This window comes from uncultured Granulicatella sp. (assembly GCF_963528195.1).
In the GTDB taxonomy this organism is placed as follows: domain Bacteria; phylum Bacillota; class Bacilli; order Lactobacillales; family Aerococcaceae; genus Granulicatella.
In genome coordinates this window covers 34,548-50,117 of the sequence record NZ_CAURVN010000004.1, presented here as the reverse complement: position 1 = coordinate 50,117, position 15,570 = coordinate 34,548, and the positions used below count along the sequence as shown (strand labels likewise).

Annotated in this window: 19 protein-coding genes; 4 read left to right on the top strand and 15 right to left on the bottom strand. The window is 29.3% G+C overall.

Annotated features, from left to right (window positions below):
• Positions 1-8 precede the first annotated feature (8 nt).
• Complete coding sequence (locus RWR88_RS02340) at positions 9-647, bottom strand: 3-keto-L-gulonate-6-phosphate decarboxylase UlaD (protein WP_314077657.1); 639 nt, start codon at positions 645-647, stop codon at positions 9-11.
• A 335-nt stretch (positions 648-982) separates the two neighbouring features.
• On the opposite strand from RWR88_RS02340, the gene RWR88_RS02335 reads away from it, so the two are divergent.
• The 3 genes from RWR88_RS02335 (at position 983) to RWR88_RS02325 (ending at position 2,458) form a co-directional block, all read left to right on the top strand.
• Positions 983-1,612, top strand: a complete 630-nt coding sequence (locus RWR88_RS02335; RefSeq protein ID WP_314450474.1) for a 1-acyl-sn-glycerol-3-phosphate acyltransferase — start codon at positions 983-985, stop codon at positions 1,610-1,612.
• Between the two features lie 298 nt (positions 1,613-1,910).
• Positions 1,911-2,186: a type II toxin-antitoxin system RelB/DinJ family antitoxin gene (locus RWR88_RS02330; RefSeq protein WP_314077652.1), complete on the top strand. Its 276-nt coding sequence runs from the start codon at positions 1,911-1,913 to the stop codon at positions 2,184-2,186.
• Positions 2,186-2,458 carry a type II toxin-antitoxin system YafQ family toxin gene (locus tag RWR88_RS02325; RefSeq protein WP_314450472.1) on the top strand — a complete coding sequence of 91 codons (273 nt, stop codon included), beginning with the start codon at positions 2,186-2,188 and terminating at the stop codon, positions 2,456-2,458. Before RWR88_RS02330 ends, RWR88_RS02325 begins: the two co-directional genes overlap by 1 nt.
• 80 nt (positions 2,459-2,538) lie before the next feature.
• On the opposite strand, the gene RWR88_RS02320 is transcribed toward RWR88_RS02325, so the two are convergent.
• From RWR88_RS02320 to RWR88_RS02305, 4 genes are all read right to left on the bottom strand, one after another.
• Entirely contained in the window at positions 2,539-2,772 is a 234-nt protein-coding gene (locus tag RWR88_RS02320; RefSeq protein WP_006702633.1) for a YneF family protein, read from the bottom strand.
• Between the two features lie 119 nt (positions 2,773-2,891).
• Positions 2,892-3,854, bottom strand: coding sequence for an LD-carboxypeptidase (locus RWR88_RS02315; RefSeq protein ID WP_314450470.1), 963 nt, complete (start codon positions 3,852-3,854; stop codon positions 2,892-2,894).
• A 9-nt stretch (positions 3,855-3,863) separates the two neighbouring features.
• The gene (locus tag RWR88_RS02310; RefSeq protein ID WP_314450469.1) at positions 3,864-4,430 is read right to left on the bottom strand and encodes a hypothetical protein; all 567 of its coding nucleotides are present in this window, start codon (positions 4,428-4,430) and stop codon (positions 3,864-3,866) included.
• A gap of 86 nt (positions 4,431-4,516) precedes the next feature.
• Positions 4,517-4,999 (bottom strand): prolyl-tRNA synthetase associated domain-containing protein, encoded by a 483-nt coding sequence (locus RWR88_RS02305; RefSeq protein WP_314450467.1) that lies wholly within the window; start codon positions 4,997-4,999, stop codon positions 4,517-4,519.
• A gap of 129 nt (positions 5,000-5,128) precedes the next feature.
• Here RWR88_RS02305 and hemH point away from each other — a divergent pair, with 129 nt between their 5' ends.
• A complete protein-coding gene (hemH, locus tag RWR88_RS02300) occupies positions 5,129-6,226 on the top strand; it encodes a ferrochelatase (RefSeq protein WP_314450465.1) in 1,098 nt (365 codons plus the stop codon).
• A 68-nt stretch (positions 6,227-6,294) separates the two neighbouring features.
• Here the strand turns inward: hemH and RWR88_RS02295 are convergent, their stop codons facing one another.
• The 10 genes from RWR88_RS02295 to RWR88_RS02250 form a co-directional block, all read right to left on the bottom strand.
• On the bottom strand, positions 6,295-6,663 hold the full coding sequence (locus tag RWR88_RS02295; RefSeq protein WP_314450463.1) for a TIGR02328 family protein: 369 nt from the start codon (positions 6,661-6,663) through the stop codon (positions 6,295-6,297).
• Positions 6,647-7,051, bottom strand: a complete 405-nt coding sequence (locus RWR88_RS02290) for a YbgA family protein (protein WP_314450462.1) — start codon at positions 7,049-7,051, stop codon at positions 6,647-6,649. The genes RWR88_RS02295 and RWR88_RS02290 overlap by 17 nt, the downstream gene beginning before the upstream one ends.
• A 153-nt stretch (positions 7,052-7,204) precedes the next feature.
• Entirely contained in the window at positions 7,205-7,624 is a 420-nt protein-coding gene (locus RWR88_RS02285; protein WP_314450460.1) for a type II toxin-antitoxin system HicB family antitoxin, read from the bottom strand.
• A 45-nt stretch (positions 7,625-7,669) separates the two neighbouring features.
• Positions 7,670-8,935 carry a hypothetical protein gene (locus tag RWR88_RS02280; RefSeq protein ID WP_314450458.1) on the bottom strand — a complete coding sequence of 422 codons (1,266 nt, stop codon included), beginning with the start codon at positions 8,933-8,935 and terminating at the stop codon, positions 7,670-7,672.
• A gap of 70 nt (positions 8,936-9,005) precedes the next feature.
• A complete protein-coding gene (locus tag RWR88_RS02275) occupies positions 9,006-9,308 on the bottom strand; it encodes a nucleotide pyrophosphohydrolase (protein ID WP_314450456.1) in 303 nt (100 codons plus the stop codon).
• The gene (locus tag RWR88_RS02270) at positions 9,301-11,106 is read right to left on the bottom strand and encodes a DUF2075 domain-containing protein (RefSeq protein WP_314450455.1); all 1,806 of its coding nucleotides are present in this window, start codon (positions 11,104-11,106) and stop codon (positions 9,301-9,303) included. The genes RWR88_RS02275 and RWR88_RS02270 overlap by 8 nt, the downstream gene beginning before the upstream one ends.
• A gap of 297 nt (positions 11,107-11,403) precedes the next feature.
• Entirely contained in the window at positions 11,404-11,748 is a 345-nt protein-coding gene (locus RWR88_RS02265; RefSeq protein ID WP_314450453.1) for a hypothetical protein, read from the bottom strand.
• A 64-nt stretch (positions 11,749-11,812) separates the two neighbouring features.
• Positions 11,813-12,181: a hypothetical protein gene (locus tag RWR88_RS02260; RefSeq protein WP_314450452.1), complete on the bottom strand. Its 369-nt coding sequence runs from the start codon at positions 12,179-12,181 to the stop codon at positions 11,813-11,815.
• A gap of 365 nt (positions 12,182-12,546) precedes the next feature.
• Positions 12,547-14,442, bottom strand: a complete 1,896-nt coding sequence (locus tag RWR88_RS02255) for an ATP-binding protein (RefSeq protein ID WP_314450450.1) — start codon at positions 14,440-14,442, stop codon at positions 12,547-12,549.
• Positions 14,435-15,412, bottom strand: coding sequence for an SIR2 family protein (locus RWR88_RS02250; RefSeq protein ID WP_314450449.1), 978 nt, complete (start codon positions 15,410-15,412; stop codon positions 14,435-14,437). The genes RWR88_RS02255 and RWR88_RS02250 overlap by 8 nt, the downstream gene beginning before the upstream one ends.
• Between the last annotated feature and the right edge of the window lie 158 nt (positions 15,413-15,570).

Here is a 15,570-nt window from a genome sequence, read left to right as displayed (position 1 = left end):
CCTTGAGATTAGCCCCAAATTCTTCTAATTTCTTCTTTAAATTCACGAGCTGATTGTGCAGGATTTTCTGTAGCGTAAATTCCACGTCCAGCAATGAATGTATAAATATCGATACCTTCGAATACTTTCAATGTATCTTTTGTTAATCCACCAGTTGCAGAAACTTTGAATCCCATCTCAATTAAACGTTTGATTTTATTCAAATCACTTTCTGTCCAAGTTGCTCCAGCGAATAGAGCGTCACGACTTTGGTGATAGATTACTTGGTCGATACCAGCTTCACGCCATTGCTCTGCTTGTTCAAATGTCCAGTCACCATATAATTCTACTTGTAAAGTGCCAATTTCTTTTTGAGCAGCTTTCATTGTAGGGATGGTAGCACAGCAAATGACAGTCATCCAGTCGGCACCAGCATCTTTACAGTTTTTAGCAACTGTTGATCCAGCATCGGCACATTTTGTATCTGCAATGACAACTTTATCAGGGAATACATTACGTAAGCATTTAATTGCTTTGTCCCCTTCATTCAAGATTAAAATTGTACCAGCTTCGATAATGTCTACTTCATTACCAACAGCAAGTGCATCTTTTAACGCATCTTCGATACGTAAATGGTCTAATGCAACTTGTAAATTTGGAATTGCCATTTTGTCATTCTCCTTTTCTCTCTCAGGGCTTTTGCCACACAAAAATTTGAAATAATCATAACTTTTAAGACGTCTCTTAATTCATGATCATTTCATAATTACTAGTAATTATTAATGAAACCATTATATAATAAAACGTTTTCTATAACAACGCATCTTGTGTAATCAATCTTTAATCGAGTTTTATGAACGTTTTCATTTTTATGATTTTTTTGTCAAAGTTCTTTATTTACAAGATTTCTTTAAGATTTTTTGTAAAATTTTTATCGAAAATCTTGCAAAATATGCCTTTCTACTTCATACTGTTTGAGTAATCAACTTTTAAGGAGTTTCATATGATTTATAAAATAACTATATTTATTGTTCGTTTATTAATTATCTTATTAAATGGATTTACGAAAGTAACGGGTTTGGAGAATCTGCCAAAGGATTCTGGGTATGTGATTGTTGCTCCGCACCGATCATGGTTAGATCCAGTACTAATTGCGATTGCGGTATATCCAAAGTCATTAGTATTGATGGCAAAGCAAGAATTGTTTAAACCGAAACCTTTTGCATGGTTCATCCGTCAGTTAGGTGCGTTTCCGGTGAATCGTGAGAAACCTGGTCCGAGTGCAATTAAGCATCCGGTTACTCAGATTAAGGAACATCAGAAAGCTTTAGTGATTTTCCCAACGGGTACTCGTTACTCTAATGAAATGAAAGGTGGGGCTGTAACAATTGCTCGTATGGCAAAAGCTCCGATTGTACCGATTGTTTATCAGGGACCTTTTACTTTTATGAACATTTTGAAACGTCAAAAGATGTTTGTAAAAATTGGGGAGCCAATTCATTTACCTGAGGGACGTTTGTCTAAGGAAGAATTAGCGCAATATGATGAATTATTAATTCAAAAATTCGATGAATTGGATAAAGAAATTAATCCTAACTTTGTTTATGTGATTCCGGAGAAGAAACGGAAATAATGTTTTTATAAATTAAAAGCAAGAATCTCCACTGCTACAGTGAGGACGGCAGCAGCCCCTATGGGGCTCATGCCTAAAATTTGAGCCTTGGTCTCAAATTTTCCTTTGTGATAATCATGGCTGATTATCACTGCCACTGTAGAGTGGAGATTCTTGCTTTTATTTAGTGCTTATGTTGCATTTCTTGACGGTCAGTCGTGAGTTTAATTTTCACCATCTTTGATTCTATTGAAAAACTAAAAAATTTACAATGTATACCATTTGTAATATAATTAAAGAAAATTAGGAGGTAATGAATATGGCAACAAGTCCTACTCAAATTAGAATTGATACTACCATTAAAGAAGAGGCAAACGTCTTATTCTCAAGACTGGGTCTTGATATGTCTAGTGCCGTTAATATTTTTTTACGTCAATGTCTTTTAAGAGGTGGTTTACCTTTTTCAGTTGAAGTTCCAAAATATAATGAAGAAACATTAGCAGCGATGGAAGATGCAAAAAGAATTTCAAGAGATCCAGATATTCAAGGGTATTCAAGCATTAATGAACTTTTTAAAGCATTGGATGAAGAATAATGTATAAATTAAAATTTACAAATAAGTTTAAAAAGAGTTATAAGATGATGAAGAAACGTGGTTGTGATATTTCATTACTAGAAGAAGTTATCTATCAACTAAGTCAAGGGATTCCACTTGAACCGAAATATCGTAATCATATGTTAACAGGCGATTATACTGGTTATTATGAATGTCATATTAAACCGGATTGGCTACTTATTTATCTTATAGAAAATGATATTTTAACTTTAACTTTAATCGATACTGGTTCACATTCCGATTTATTTTAGACACCACTCACTTTTGAGTGGTTTTTCTTTTTCTTTCAATCAAAACAAAAAGAGCAGACAGCGTCTACTCTTCTACTCAATTATTTTTTAGCATTTTTCTTTGCTTGTGCTTTCATTGAAGCAGCAATTTGACGAACTTTTTGTTCGGATGGTTTTTGACCCATTTGAGTCATCATACTACGAATCATACTTTCATCAAATGGAGGATTTTCTAGAAAGTAATTCATCATTGTTTTACGTGCGATAAAGAATCCACCGATTGCTCCTAAGATAGCAGCTACAACGACGATTAAAATCCATACACCTGTACTCATGCAAGTTCTCTCCCTTCATTGATCTACATTGCTATTGTACTAAATTATAACAATAATGAAAAGGCTTTTTGAAAATTTTGTAAAATTTGTGCTTTTCTTCGTATCTTTTACTGTATATTTTATAATCCTTTTTCATCCATTGTAATAGACATTTCCTCTGTATCCACCGTTACTTTTGCTCCAATAGTAATCGTAAATAATGGTTGTGTATGTGCAAAGTCTAAGTCGTACATCACTGGGATTTGTTTTAAGACTGGATATTTGTCTAATATATACAATAATAATTCTTCAGTCATACGGCATTCTTTTGGGAATCTTCCAATTAGTACTGCTTTTGGATTCGGATAAGCTTGTAATAATGCTGCTAAATTTCTGTCAAATTCAAAGTAGTCGCTATCTTCAGATTTTTCTATGAAAAAGGTATACTCTTCTGGTTTTGGAGCATAAGGAGTTCCTCTTAATAATGAAAAGGTTGATAAGTTTCCACCGATTGCAGTTGCAGTAGCTTTACCGTGGTTGTATACTTTCCATTTTGTCGGTTGAAACATCAAAGGTGAATCTGGTAAATACCAAGCATTACTCCCCCATTTTTTGCTTGGCGTTAATTCATACTTTGTATTACTTAATGCTTTAAGCCATGATGCTGTTTGATATTCTTGTAGTTCCTTCATTTTAAAGCTTGTATAGGATGGTCCCATATACGTTAGCATTCCAGTTTTAGCATAAATGGCATTTAAAATAGCAGTTGTATCGGAATATCCGCAAATGATTTTAGGATGTTTCGCAATTAACTCATAGTCTAAATATGGAAGAAGCTCATTTGAATTAAATCCACCAATGGTTGCCAAAATGACATCTACTGTAGAATCTAAAAATGCATCATGTAAATCTTCCACACGACTTTGAATACTTGCAGAATCAAGTAAGTCATGCTCAAAATAATGTTTTGAATAGCTAACCCTAAACCCTAACTCTTCTAATCTTTCTTTAGCAGCCCTATTCGCTTCAAATCCGCCAACTCGTTCAATTGACGAAGATGGACTTAGTACTCGAATATGCATTCCTTTTTGTAGTTTTTTCATATCATCACCTCATTCTAATTCAAACATTGGATAAATATTTGTCACATTTTCATCTCGTAAAAATGGTACAAGCCCTTGAATAATGTAACTTGGAAATACAGAAGGGTAAAACTTCCCTTGTTCTAACGCTTGTACAATCTGTAAAAAATCTTGCTCTGTATATGGTGGAACTAACATAAATGGTGGCATAATAAATTGGAAGTCATTTAAATCAACAAACATTGGATTATAAATTCTTGGAAAATCTACTTCAATGACCACATAATCATCAGATAAAAATCTCTTCCACAAACCTTTAATAACGTCTTTATGTTCTCTCATATAAGTGACAAATTCTTCATAGTCTTGGAAAAATGAAACTCCCGTTTCAGTCCCTTTTGCAAAAGCAAATAACACTCCTTCTAATTCAATATCATTCAATCGATTAAAGGAATCTGTTATAAAGTCATATAACTCCGTCATTTCTTCATTCCCTTGTACATATTCACTTAATTGACGTTTCGGAATATACATTCCTGTCTCTTCAATTGTTTTTAAAATTTCTCTTTTTTGAATGGTCCAAAATTTATATGTCATGTATTTCTCCTAATCTTCTGGGGTTAGTTTTGTAGTATTTAATTTTTTCTGGAAACTAGCAGTTCATTGATAGTGTCAGTTTCACTTTACAACTGAATCACGTGCGGTTCATATCCAATCTCTTTTAAGAAGGTAAACAAATCTTCCGTATTAACAAAAATCGTCTTCTCATTTGTATTTGGATGGAAGCACATTCGTTCTTCAGATACAATTTCTTGATCGAAATATACTTGAATATCTTTGTCTCTATTATTTAATAAGCCAAATGGAGATACAGTTCCTGGTAGGAGTATCATTTTATCATTTAACGTTTCAGCTGAAGCCATTTTGATTCGATTTTCTTCTACGATTTCTTTAAAAACATCCATATCTAATCGTTTTGCATCATCTATAATGACTAAGTAAAAATTTCTCTTTTTCTTATTTGTTAAAAACATTGTCTTTGTACGAACACCTTCAATTCCTTCAATAAAACGATCTGCTTGTTCTGTTGTTAGTACAGGTTCATGTTCTACAATTTGAAATGGAATGCCTAATTCATTTAATTGATCTACTACTTTTTGATACATAGAAAAACCCCCTTATCATTTGTTTTCTTTATTATAAACTCTTCGTATACTGCTTTTCAATGTATACTACTATGCAGATGAACTAAATCATGTTATGATGAGAAAAAATTCACATAGGAAAGTGGTTATATGACAAAAAAAGCAATTTTACTTATGACCTTTGGGTCACCTGAAGGATATACTTTTGAAGATATCGCAAGATTTTTTACAAATATTCGACGTGGCGTTCGCCCAACAGATCAAGAAATTCAACATTTGTATGACAACTACCAAAAAATTGGTGGAAGTCCTCTACAAGAAATTTCGAAACAGCAAGCCGCAAAATTACAAGAACGCCTACAAGGAGAATATACCGTTTATTTTGCTAATAAATTCTCCTCTCCATTCATTCCAGAAGTCGTTAAACAAATGGAAGAAGACGGAATCGAAGAATGCCTTGGCTTAGCTCTTGAACCCCATTACTCTTACTACTCCATTTATGGATATGAGAAATTCATCGAAAGCAAAACGATTCGTTTTCACGTTGTAAAAGATTGGTATCATAATCCAAACTTACTACAATTTTGGGAAAATGAAATTAAAAAGATTTTAACCGAAGAAGTCAAAGATGAAAGTTTTAAAGTATTCTTCTCAGCACATAGCGTACCCGTTATTGCATTGGAATTCGAAGATCCTTATATCGACCAAATTTACAAAAATGGACAAATCATTGCAGAAAGATTAGGATTGAAAAAACATCAGTACACTCATACATGGCAAAGCGAAAGTGATATTGGACTACCATGGATGAAACCAGATGTACTAGAATACTTACGAGAACAAACGGAACACCCTGAACATTATATCTTCATTCCAATTAGCTTTATTAGCGAACATATCGAAGTTTTATACGACAATGATATCGAATGTAAGGACTTATGCGATGAGTTTGGCGTACATTATCACAGACCACCAATGCCAGATGATCATCCACTCTTAGTCGAAGCCTTATACGAAACGGTTCGAGCTCACGAAACAGAAAGCTTCACTATTAAAACACAGGAAGAAGAAACACTGGATGAAATGTTACCGCCAGAAACATCAAAAGATATTCTAGACCAAGAATCTGATATTCAAATGCCGGAATTTGTAAAGAAATTAATTGCTAAAAAAGGTAGAGAGAATGTAAAAATGCCGGAGTTCGTTAAACGAATGTTAGAACAACGTGCAAAACAGAAAAAACAATAAGACATAAAGAACCCTGCACCAAAAAATCTATACTTTTGGGTGCAGGGTTTCATCATTTATATGATTAACTACTCTTCAATTTCAATCCCTTTTACTCGTAAATTCTCGATACATTCCTGTAGATATGCTTCATTATGTTCTTTATAAATTGGAGTATTTGTCTTTACTTTCTCGAGATTACAGTAGCTTTCTGCAATCTTTCCACGATAATTCTTATCTCGCCACTCAGTTGCTACTTTATAGCCTCTATTATTCATCTCATTCATAATCAATGTATGATAACAAAATAGATGATAAGGAGAATATAAAAACACATAATCGACTGTTTTATGTTTCTTATTCCATCCATTTCCCCTAAGCGCACAACATTCTCTATGCTGTCCTAATAATTGATTCTTCGGTAATTTTGGTATCATTTGTTCATGCCATAATCTCATCTTGTTCTCCTGTTATTAATGTTGATTGTTGTAAATAGTGATTGGGGTATTTCTCTAATAAAGTATGGATATAATGAATGATAGAACTTTTATCTATTGCGGTAGTTCTATATTCATCTAGTAAACGAAACAATTCATCTTTTTCGTCTTTTTCAGCTGTATTTTTAAAATAACCCCATATATGAAGGATTGCGTTATGAAAATCTTTTTTACTTTCCTGTATTTCATTCACTTTATTGATTTGTTGAAATAACACTTCTAACTCAACCTCTGGTTCTTTTAAATATTCTCTTATTTCCAAATAAACTTTATGCGATTTACTCAATACGTAATATTTATTTCTTGCCCATATCTGTTCACATTGTTTTCTGATTTCTTTTTGATTCACTTTACACCTTCTTTACACTAGAAATTAACTAACGAATGTCTTGTTACATCATTATAGCATTGAAAGTGTGATTCCGGAAATTTATGAACTTTTATTATAAATTAGCAAACCCTCGCCTAATCGTATGATGCTACGATTAGGCGAGGGTAAAATTTACACACGATTTAATTCAGCTAATAATGCTTCTTGTAGAATTTGACTAAAAATTAAATTTCTATTTTTTGCTAATTCATTTAAATAACTTGGAATTGAAACATTTTTACGAACAATTTTTGTTTCTATTTTTCTAACATAATCTGCAATGTCCATTCCAACCAAACTAACAAATGTTTTAGACATATCAGAAAATTCATCCTCTTCAACTATGATATTTTCGATACTACTTGATTTTGGAAAAGCCTTATTCTCTAAATAATCTTCATATAACCAACTTCCAATATAATCTTGTGCCATTTGTACAGCTTCTGTTTCATTTCTACCTTCAGTTGCTCCATATTCTAAATCAGGAAATACAACTGTGTAACCTTCATTGTCTTTGTTCTTATAAAAAATTGCTGGATACGTTACGAACATATTATCACCTCGTTATTACACTCAATCAGTTATGTTGCTACGATGTTAGTATAGATTGTTTGTAGGAAAATTGAATCTATTACTACCTATTGAAGAATTTAACATTAATGTTTGATAATAACCTATATTATTAAAGACTTTAATCATTCCTTCTTGTTTATAAAAATTTCCACTCATTTTCAACAATGGATTAAAACTTAAAGCTATATCTTGATAAGTCGTTTGTAACATTTTAGAATGGTCTAATATCTTATTACTTGTACCTGATAACTGGTTGTATAAATTATTATTTTTAATAAGGATTTGATTAGCTGGATTAAACTTTAAAGCAATATTTTGAAAAGTTGTTTGTAATATTTTAGAATGCTCTAATATCTTATTATTTATATCTAATAACTGGTTATAAAAATTATTATTTTTAATAAGGATTTGATTAAATGAATTTATTACATCTTTAACTGGTTTATTTTTAAGAAAATCCTGATTTTCTAATACATCAATTACTTTATTTATCTCCTTATTAATCCTTTTTAATAAAGATGAATACATTGAATAATCTTTAAAACTAATATTTTTATTATGCATAACTTTGTTTCTTATATTTTTGATATCTTCTAAAATTTTTTTGTTAAAAATATCAAAATTCTTTTTAAATAACTTATTCCACAGTGAAATTTTTTGTTTTGAAGATAAAAGTACATTTTTTATTGTTAAAGTATCTGAAAGATTATTTTCAATTTTTAATAACGCTTCTTCAATAGCAGTCTCAGGAGTCATTATTGCAATCTCAGTAAATAAAAATTCAATATAATCATAGAAAGTTAAAGATTCAAAAATATTATCTAATAAATCTAAAACTTTAATATTCTTATTTTTTAAGTAATCTTTTTGTTCTTTAGAGAATGATTTAACAACCCACTCTCTACCATATGCATTTATAAGAGTTAAATACATAACTTGTCGTAACCTATTTTCAAACTCTGAAATTAATTTGTTTAACTTTGAATTAAATAAATTGGATGCTTCATTATAAAGAGTAACTATACCAAAATCTTTTCTTTCTTTACCTGAAATAATAGTATTTCTTACACTATCAAATACTTGTGCTTCCTTAATAGTACCTCTATTATTACTAGATAAAAATAATGATACAGAATTTTCTCTTTCAAATAATTTGTAATCGAATGAAATATTATTCAAAAATAATTTATCATTTTCTATTATAAATTTTTTCGATAAATAATTTAGTACAATATTTCTATTTATTTCTAATTCTTCATTTATTGAAAATAATAATAATTTTAGTAACATAATCCATCCTTTTAAAAAAACTTTTTATTACACTGTATACAGTAAATTAGTTGCAAATAAATACTATCAACTAAACAGGATATTTTTTTAAATTTTTAACAAGTTTCTTCTCTATAATTTCATCTATATCCATACCTAGTTTTTCTGCAAGTGTGTATGAATAAATTAAAATATCTGCTAATTCTTCTTCAATAGATTCATACTTGTTTTCTACTGCTTTTTCAGCTGTTGTCCATTGAAATAATTCTAATAATTCTGCAGATTCTATAGAAATGGATAAAGCTAAATCTTTTGCATTATGGAACTGTCTCCATTTATGATCATCATGAAATTTATTAATACGTTTCATACTGATATTATTTTCATTAGGCATTACTTTTTTCTCCCTGTCTCTTTAATAATTCTCTTTGTAAATCAGGATCTACTGCATAAATATATAATCCTTTTACTCCCCTTGTCAGAAGTACATTCAATTCATTCTTTAATAATGTTTCACCAAACTTTTGTTTTTTTGGTTTTTCATGCTCAGATTCAAAAGTTCTATTGCGAACTGCTTTTTTATTTTTACTATGCTCTGGCAAGAAAACAACCTTACCATCTTTAAAACTTACAGATGGACCAATAATTACACCAACATAATTTAAATCAAATCCTTGTACTGAAAATGTAGAACCTATCTCTTCAATAGAATGAGGATTTTCTGCCCAAGCTAATGAATTATCATTAATCGACTTTTTAGAATTATTAGATTTTTTGTATTTTGACTTTAAGAGTTCAAAATTCCATGGCATTGACCAATCACCAACTGTAACTTTCCATAGCTCTCCTTCAGGGGCATTATTTTGACTATATTCCCAGTCATAAGTAGCTACCATACGAGATAAGCCCATATCTTCATTATTATTTTTTCTTATAATTTCTTCTTCCATTTCAGATGGAGAATTAAAAATTTTTAAATCATAACCTTTTGAATCTCTAGGAATATCATCTATGGTGTTATTATCAATAATATTTCTTATCCAACGAACTGTTTCTTGTCCAGAATGTATTCTCATTTGATTTTTTAATTCAATGTAATTTTGATTTAAATTACAATCATGTTTTAGCTTATCTAAATATTCTGATTCCCAGACTTGTTCAGTTAATAATATTTGATTTTCATCAAAAACAATTACAACTATTTTTGCTCGCTCTAATAAGTCTAATAACTGATTTTTACCTCTATATGATTGCTTACCTTGTGTTAACAATAGATGAGCTTCATCCACTATAACTACATCAACTTTATTTTCAGGAGAATGATTATTAATAAAACTTGTTGGTTTTTGAACTAAACTCTCTTCACCCTTTTTATTAATACCTAATTTTTTAGCAATTTCTTTATATACTTTCAATTGCTGATCATGGTTCACTAAAAGATATGGTGTAATTCCACTCAATACAGTTTCACTTTTCCCTAAACTAGACTCCTGAGATAGTTCATAAAACAAATTACTCATTAAAACTGTCTTCCCGGAACCAGCTTCACCATTCACCATTATTAATTTACTTTCTACATCATTAGAAGAAATGCTATTGGCTATATTACTAACGATTCTTAACATAATTTGTTCTTTTGCGTTTACTTGTTCTTGAGTTAATTTATGAAATGGAGATGCTTTAAATACAGCCGCGTCTTCAATTCTTTTTCTAGTAGGAAAAATATCTGGTTCAAACGAACGCAATTTTCTCCATATTTTTGAAAAAATTGTCTCCATATTATCTGAAGTATAATATTCATTTTGTTGATTTAATCGTCTATTATTAACACCACTTACAGTATCTGTACTACTTAAATAATGCATTAATTTATTTTCAATATCTAATGTTAATGATTTATTAAACATTTCATGTCCAATTACAAACATTTTTACATCAGATTCCTCTGAAAAGTTTAACCAATCTTCTCTTGATTTTATATCTACTTTTAAATGTTGAAAAGTTCGTTTCTTAATATCTGTAGTTTCTCCGACATAAACAGTATACTTAGAATCCTTTTTGTGATGAACAATATAAACAGTAGGAAACTTAAAAATTACTCTTTCATCATTTAGTTCAACAATCTCATACTGATTATCCATTTTTTCAGTATAATCTAAATTATATATTATTGGTTCAGCAATTCTCTCCATATAACTACCTCCAACTTTCTTACCGTAATCATAATATCTTTATGAAATAATTTCAATTAATATTTGTTTTTTTCATAAATACGTACTAATATACATTCACCAACAGTAAGTCTTGTTCTCGTGCCGTTATCTAGGTAAGCGTCATATGTTTGCGTCACAAACAAGCAATTGGTTTCTTTGAATTTGGAACTCCAGTCTTTTAAGATGGAAGTTTTTGTTTTATTGCGCAAAAAAAGACGGCTATTGCCGACTTTTGGTTCTATAAAGTGAAGCAAATAAAGGTAATTAACTTAAGATTCAATATATTTCTTTAAATAAACGAGAAAGTAGTACTTGTGCATGGTATCCACCATTTGATCCAGTACCAGTAACCAATTTGTAATTTTTTCTCAAAATATCAAATAAATTAGTCATATCATAACATGAATGTTTCTCAAAATTCATAAGGTTAAATATAAACTTATCATCAGATAATTCGTATACCACTCCTTCATTAAATTCTAATTTACCTGTACCTATATCTCTCATTCCCATAATGTCACTGCTAAAATCTCTTTTTATAAAATATATCTTCCATTTTCCTCTATACTCTACAGCATATTCATCATTAAGAAAATCAAGAAAATCAAATTTCTCATCCATCGTTTCAGGAAGAGAAAGAAACTTTCCGAAAATTGATTTTATGATTTTAAGCTTAGTTATTTTATTAAAGCCTTTTACAATCTTTGGTTCTCCATTTATAGAAAAAAAACTTTAAATACGCTTCATCATATTTTCCTAAAAAAGTATTGCATTTTCTACAAAGTGTTCTAGCAGTACGTCCATTTGGATATAGTGGCAGAGATAATTCATTGTCAAAAATATCATCAGAAATTTGTCCTATACTTTCTCCTTGCAGATATCTTTTTTCAAATCTTTTCATTCCATCAGTCTGAAAAAAATCTATCATTTTAATAATATCTAACAAAACAATATCTTCGTTTCCAACACTCCTAGCTGGATAATGTTCTTCACTCATTTCATCAAAATCAAATAACTTATGACATAACTTACATTCAATCTTATTACGACTCAAAAAATCACCACCTAAATTTAAATAAAGAACTATATGCTACACTAATAGCCATCTCAAATTAACAACTAGAATAATTACAATATTTAATCATTCTATTCGCCTCTCCATTTTTAATGAATTTGAAATAAACTCCAGTGCATTATTTTTTTCTAAAATTTTTCCTCTTAACATCTACTTCTTCTTCATGTTGTTCCCAGACGACGCCATATTATTTTTGTTGTAATTTCATTTTCAATTTCCCGAGTGGAATTAGAAAGTCGTCATCTATATGTTGTTCCTTTTAAAATTTTATTCCTCCATATTTAACATTAGTAATAAAATTATTTCATAGAGATTTCTTTTTAAAATAATATTTATAAAAGATACTAGAATTTTATTTTCCAATCTTCTACTTGAGTAGCATTTGCCCAAATATCTGTTAAAACAACATCATCACTATTTGGTCTAATTTGATTTTCTTTTTCAACTTTAACAAACACAGGTATTTTTATAGCCTTTCCAGTGAAAATAGCTTCCCCTTTCCCTAACATTGATATCATATTATAGGATGTCTTATCTAGTGTGGGTATGGTACTTTCTAACATTCTCAAATCTTTTTCATTCACTAACCGATGAATAAGATAGTTATGAAGTTGAGACATAATAGTAGGCGAAATATCTGCTGGTCTCTGACTAGATAAAGTTAAATAAAAGCCAAATTTTCTTCCCTCTTTAATGATTTCTTCAAAAACAGATAATCTATAATCTTGCCAACTATCTCCTATATTTTTTAATTCAGAATTTAAAATATTATGAGCTTCATCTATAATAAGATGCTTAGTATTATTTACTACATTACTAGAAACTAATTTTTTTTGTTCATCATAAATCATTTTAGATAATAACATTGGTATTAATCTTTTAATTTCTTGATTTGCATTTATAAGGTTTATAATATTTACACCCTTAAAAGAATCTGATATATCTGGTGTAACTAAAACAACCTTTTTTAAACTATCAAGTGATGAATAAATTCTATTGAATAATGGTATTAAGTGTTCTCTATTTACTTTATCCCATGCTGTTCGATGTTCTTTTTGAAAATCTAAAAAAATTAACAAACGATCAATTAAATTTTGAGATTCAGTAAACTTTTCATTTAGTTTTTCAATTATTCTATTTAGCTTGATTTTTTCTAAACTTGAATCTGGAATCGAATCTTTACTTCCTGAGTTAAAGTATATAAATTCTTCACATTTATAATAGTAACTATTTTTAGATGAATTAAATTGAATTTTTTCTATTTCTGAAAAAATATCATCATTATTATCAGAATACTTTTTAGCTGTTTCTATCCAATTATCCAAGCTATCTTGTGGAATAGAATTACCTGAGGTTAATATTTTTCTTAGTGTCCCTGTAACAAAATTACCAAAATTAAACTTGCTACGAGAAGTAACTTCTTTATATAATTTTAAAGCTTGTCTTAAAAATGGTACCTGTGTAGCAGGTCTTGCATCAAAAAGGATAGACAGAATTTCTGGATCTAAAATATATTCCTCTTTTATAGGTAACATATCACTTCTATCATATACTCTGGTATTGATATTAAATACACACTTGTTATTTTGGTTTATTCCAAACATATTTTCAGAAGTGTATTCTCCATTAAAATCTATAATAAAAAACTGTGAAGTCTGTAGTATCATATTTTTATATTTTGATCTAAATAATTCTAAATATAATTTATGCAATGTGTTTGATTTTCCGCTACCAGTATTTCCAAAAATTCCAATATGAGAAGGAAAAAAGTTGTTAATTGGGATATGAATCGGCTGATTTTCAAGAATTGAAGTTCCAATGGAAATCGAATCTTCTACTGCTTCTACTCCATAAATAATATCTAATTCTTTTTTTGTTGTTATTGAAATTTCATTTCCTATCATTGGACAATATTTACTTGTTACTGTAAATTTATTTCCTTCTATAACACCTTTTGTCTTTAAAGTTAAAATTCTATTTACTGATCCCTTACTAAATCTATTATCAAAAACTTCACTTTTAACATTATTTTGAGTATCAATCATTTTTTCACTAGATACTGAAGCTATAATCTTTATATCATTCTGATTAATTGTCAAATAAGCACCTACTCTTGGTCCTGTTAAAATTTCCCCTCTCCAAATATACTCAACATCATTGGTTAAACTATACATACCAACTTGTGATGAATCTCCATCAACAGCAACTATAACACCAATTTTCTTTGAAATATCAATCATTAAAATCATCCTCATTTTTTCCGATGTTTAGTAAATCTGTTAAATTTTTTATTGTAAAACATGGAATAGAATTTTCATATAATGTTCCAAAATCTTCAGGAATTAAGATTTTACAATTTAAATTTTCAGAAATATAATTTAAATTTTTCATGATTTTTACTCTATCCTCGATATTATACGCAAATATATATATCATTAACTCAGGATTTAAGCATGCTCTTCGTATCATTTTGGCAATATGACTATCTTGAAATGAAAACCCAATAACAAATAAAACAGACTGAGGTTTATCAAGTTCCAATTGAAATACTCTTAACATCTCATGAAAATGATCATTTAAAAAAGTTTCTTGTTGTTCATATCCGGTAGGGGGTACAACAACTGGATTATCTGGAACAAAATTATTTACTTTTATAAATTTCGAATTTTTATATTGAAATTTTTCCCAATTTACAGATCCATGTGGCTTAATTAACGATATACAAGGGATTTCATTAATATAATTATCATTTAATCCTTTATATGAAGCAGTGCTATTATAATTTGAACTATCCAATATACGATTAAAATATCCTCGACTTCCGTCGTTAAATACGAAATAGTTTTTTTGTTGTTGAATATCTATCGCTTTTTCAATAAATAAGTCATAGTTTGTTGTAAATATATTTATATTTTTTGGAGTTTGACGTGAATTTGAATAATTTAGTAATTGTATAATACTCAATATAAAACGTTCATAATTTTGAATAGTTTCTAAGATATCAGTATCATTTTGTATTGCTTCCTCACCACTTAAAATTATTTTACTCTTTTCTATAACCTTCTTGAGTAAAGCATCATTCCTATTTTCTACACTATAATCACTCATTAATGGAATAGCTGGTAATGAAGCTCCCGATCCAATTAAAAAATTAAGTTGTTTAGTAATTGCTAATTTACGAATAGTTTTTACTATATCTTTTTCACCCATATGTCACCTACTTGAATTTATATTTTTACACAAATATCATACATTATATTGTTTTAATTTTCAATCATAGTACAATATATAGTGTTTTTTAAGTTGATTACTTATGCTATTAATACATTTAACTAATCATTCCTATTTACACAAAAAACGGCTCACGC

Excerpts from the sequence above, each read along its gene's own strand:
- RWR88_RS02330 (WP_314077652.1), top strand. The coding sequence starts at position 1,911 with ATGGCAACAAGTCCTACTCAAATTAGAATTGATACTACCATTAAAGAA.
- RWR88_RS02255 (WP_314450450.1), bottom strand. The coding sequence starts at position 14,442 with ATGATTGATATTTCAAAGAAAATTGGTGTTATAGTTGCTGTTGATGGA.
- RWR88_RS02320 (WP_006702633.1), bottom strand. The coding sequence starts at position 2,772 with ATGAGTACAGGTGTATGGATTTTAATCGTCGTTGTAGCTGCTATCTTA.
- RWR88_RS02310 (WP_314450469.1), bottom strand. The coding sequence starts at position 4,430 with ATGACATATAAATTTTGGACCATTCAAAAAAGAGAAATTTTAAAAACA.
- RWR88_RS02295 (WP_314450463.1), bottom strand. The coding sequence starts at position 6,663 with ATGAGATTATGGCATGAACAAATGATACCAAAATTACCGAAGAATCAA.
- RWR88_RS02285 (WP_314450460.1), bottom strand. The coding sequence starts at position 7,624 with ATGTTCGTAACGTATCCAGCAATTTTTTATAAGAACAAAGACAATGAA.
- RWR88_RS02340 (WP_314077657.1), bottom strand. The coding sequence starts at position 647 with ATGGCAATTCCAAATTTACAAGTTGCATTAGACCATTTACGTATCGAA.
- RWR88_RS02325 (WP_314450472.1), top strand. The coding sequence starts at position 2,186 with ATGTATAAATTAAAATTTACAAATAAGTTTAAAAAGAGTTATAAGATG.
- RWR88_RS02305 (WP_314450467.1), bottom strand. The coding sequence starts at position 4,999 with ATGTATCAAAAAGTAGTAGATCAATTAAATGAATTAGGCATTCCATTT.
- RWR88_RS02335 (WP_314450474.1), top strand. The coding sequence starts at position 983 with ATGATTTATAAAATAACTATATTTATTGTTCGTTTATTAATTATCTTA.
- RWR88_RS02280 (WP_314450458.1), bottom strand. The coding sequence starts at position 8,935 with ATGTTACTAAAATTATTATTATTTTCAATAAATGAAGAATTAGAAATA.
- RWR88_RS02315 (WP_314450470.1), bottom strand. The coding sequence starts at position 3,854 with ATGAAAAAACTACAAAAAGGAATGCATATTCGAGTACTAAGTCCATCT.
- RWR88_RS02270 (WP_314450455.1), bottom strand. The coding sequence starts at position 11,106 with ATGGAGAGAATTGCTGAACCAATAATATATAATTTAGATTATACTGAA.
- hemH (WP_314450465.1), top strand. The coding sequence starts at position 5,129 with ATGACAAAAAAAGCAATTTTACTTATGACCTTTGGGTCACCTGAAGGA.
- RWR88_RS02250 (WP_314450449.1), bottom strand. The coding sequence starts at position 15,412 with ATGGGTGAAAAAGATATAGTAAAAACTATTCGTAAATTAGCAATTACT.
- RWR88_RS02265 (WP_314450453.1), bottom strand. The coding sequence starts at position 11,748 with ATGGATGAGAAATTTGATTTTCTTGATTTTCTTAATGATGAATATGCT.
- RWR88_RS02275 (WP_314450456.1), bottom strand. The coding sequence starts at position 9,308 with ATGCCTAATGAAAATAATATCAGTATGAAACGTATTAATAAATTTCAT.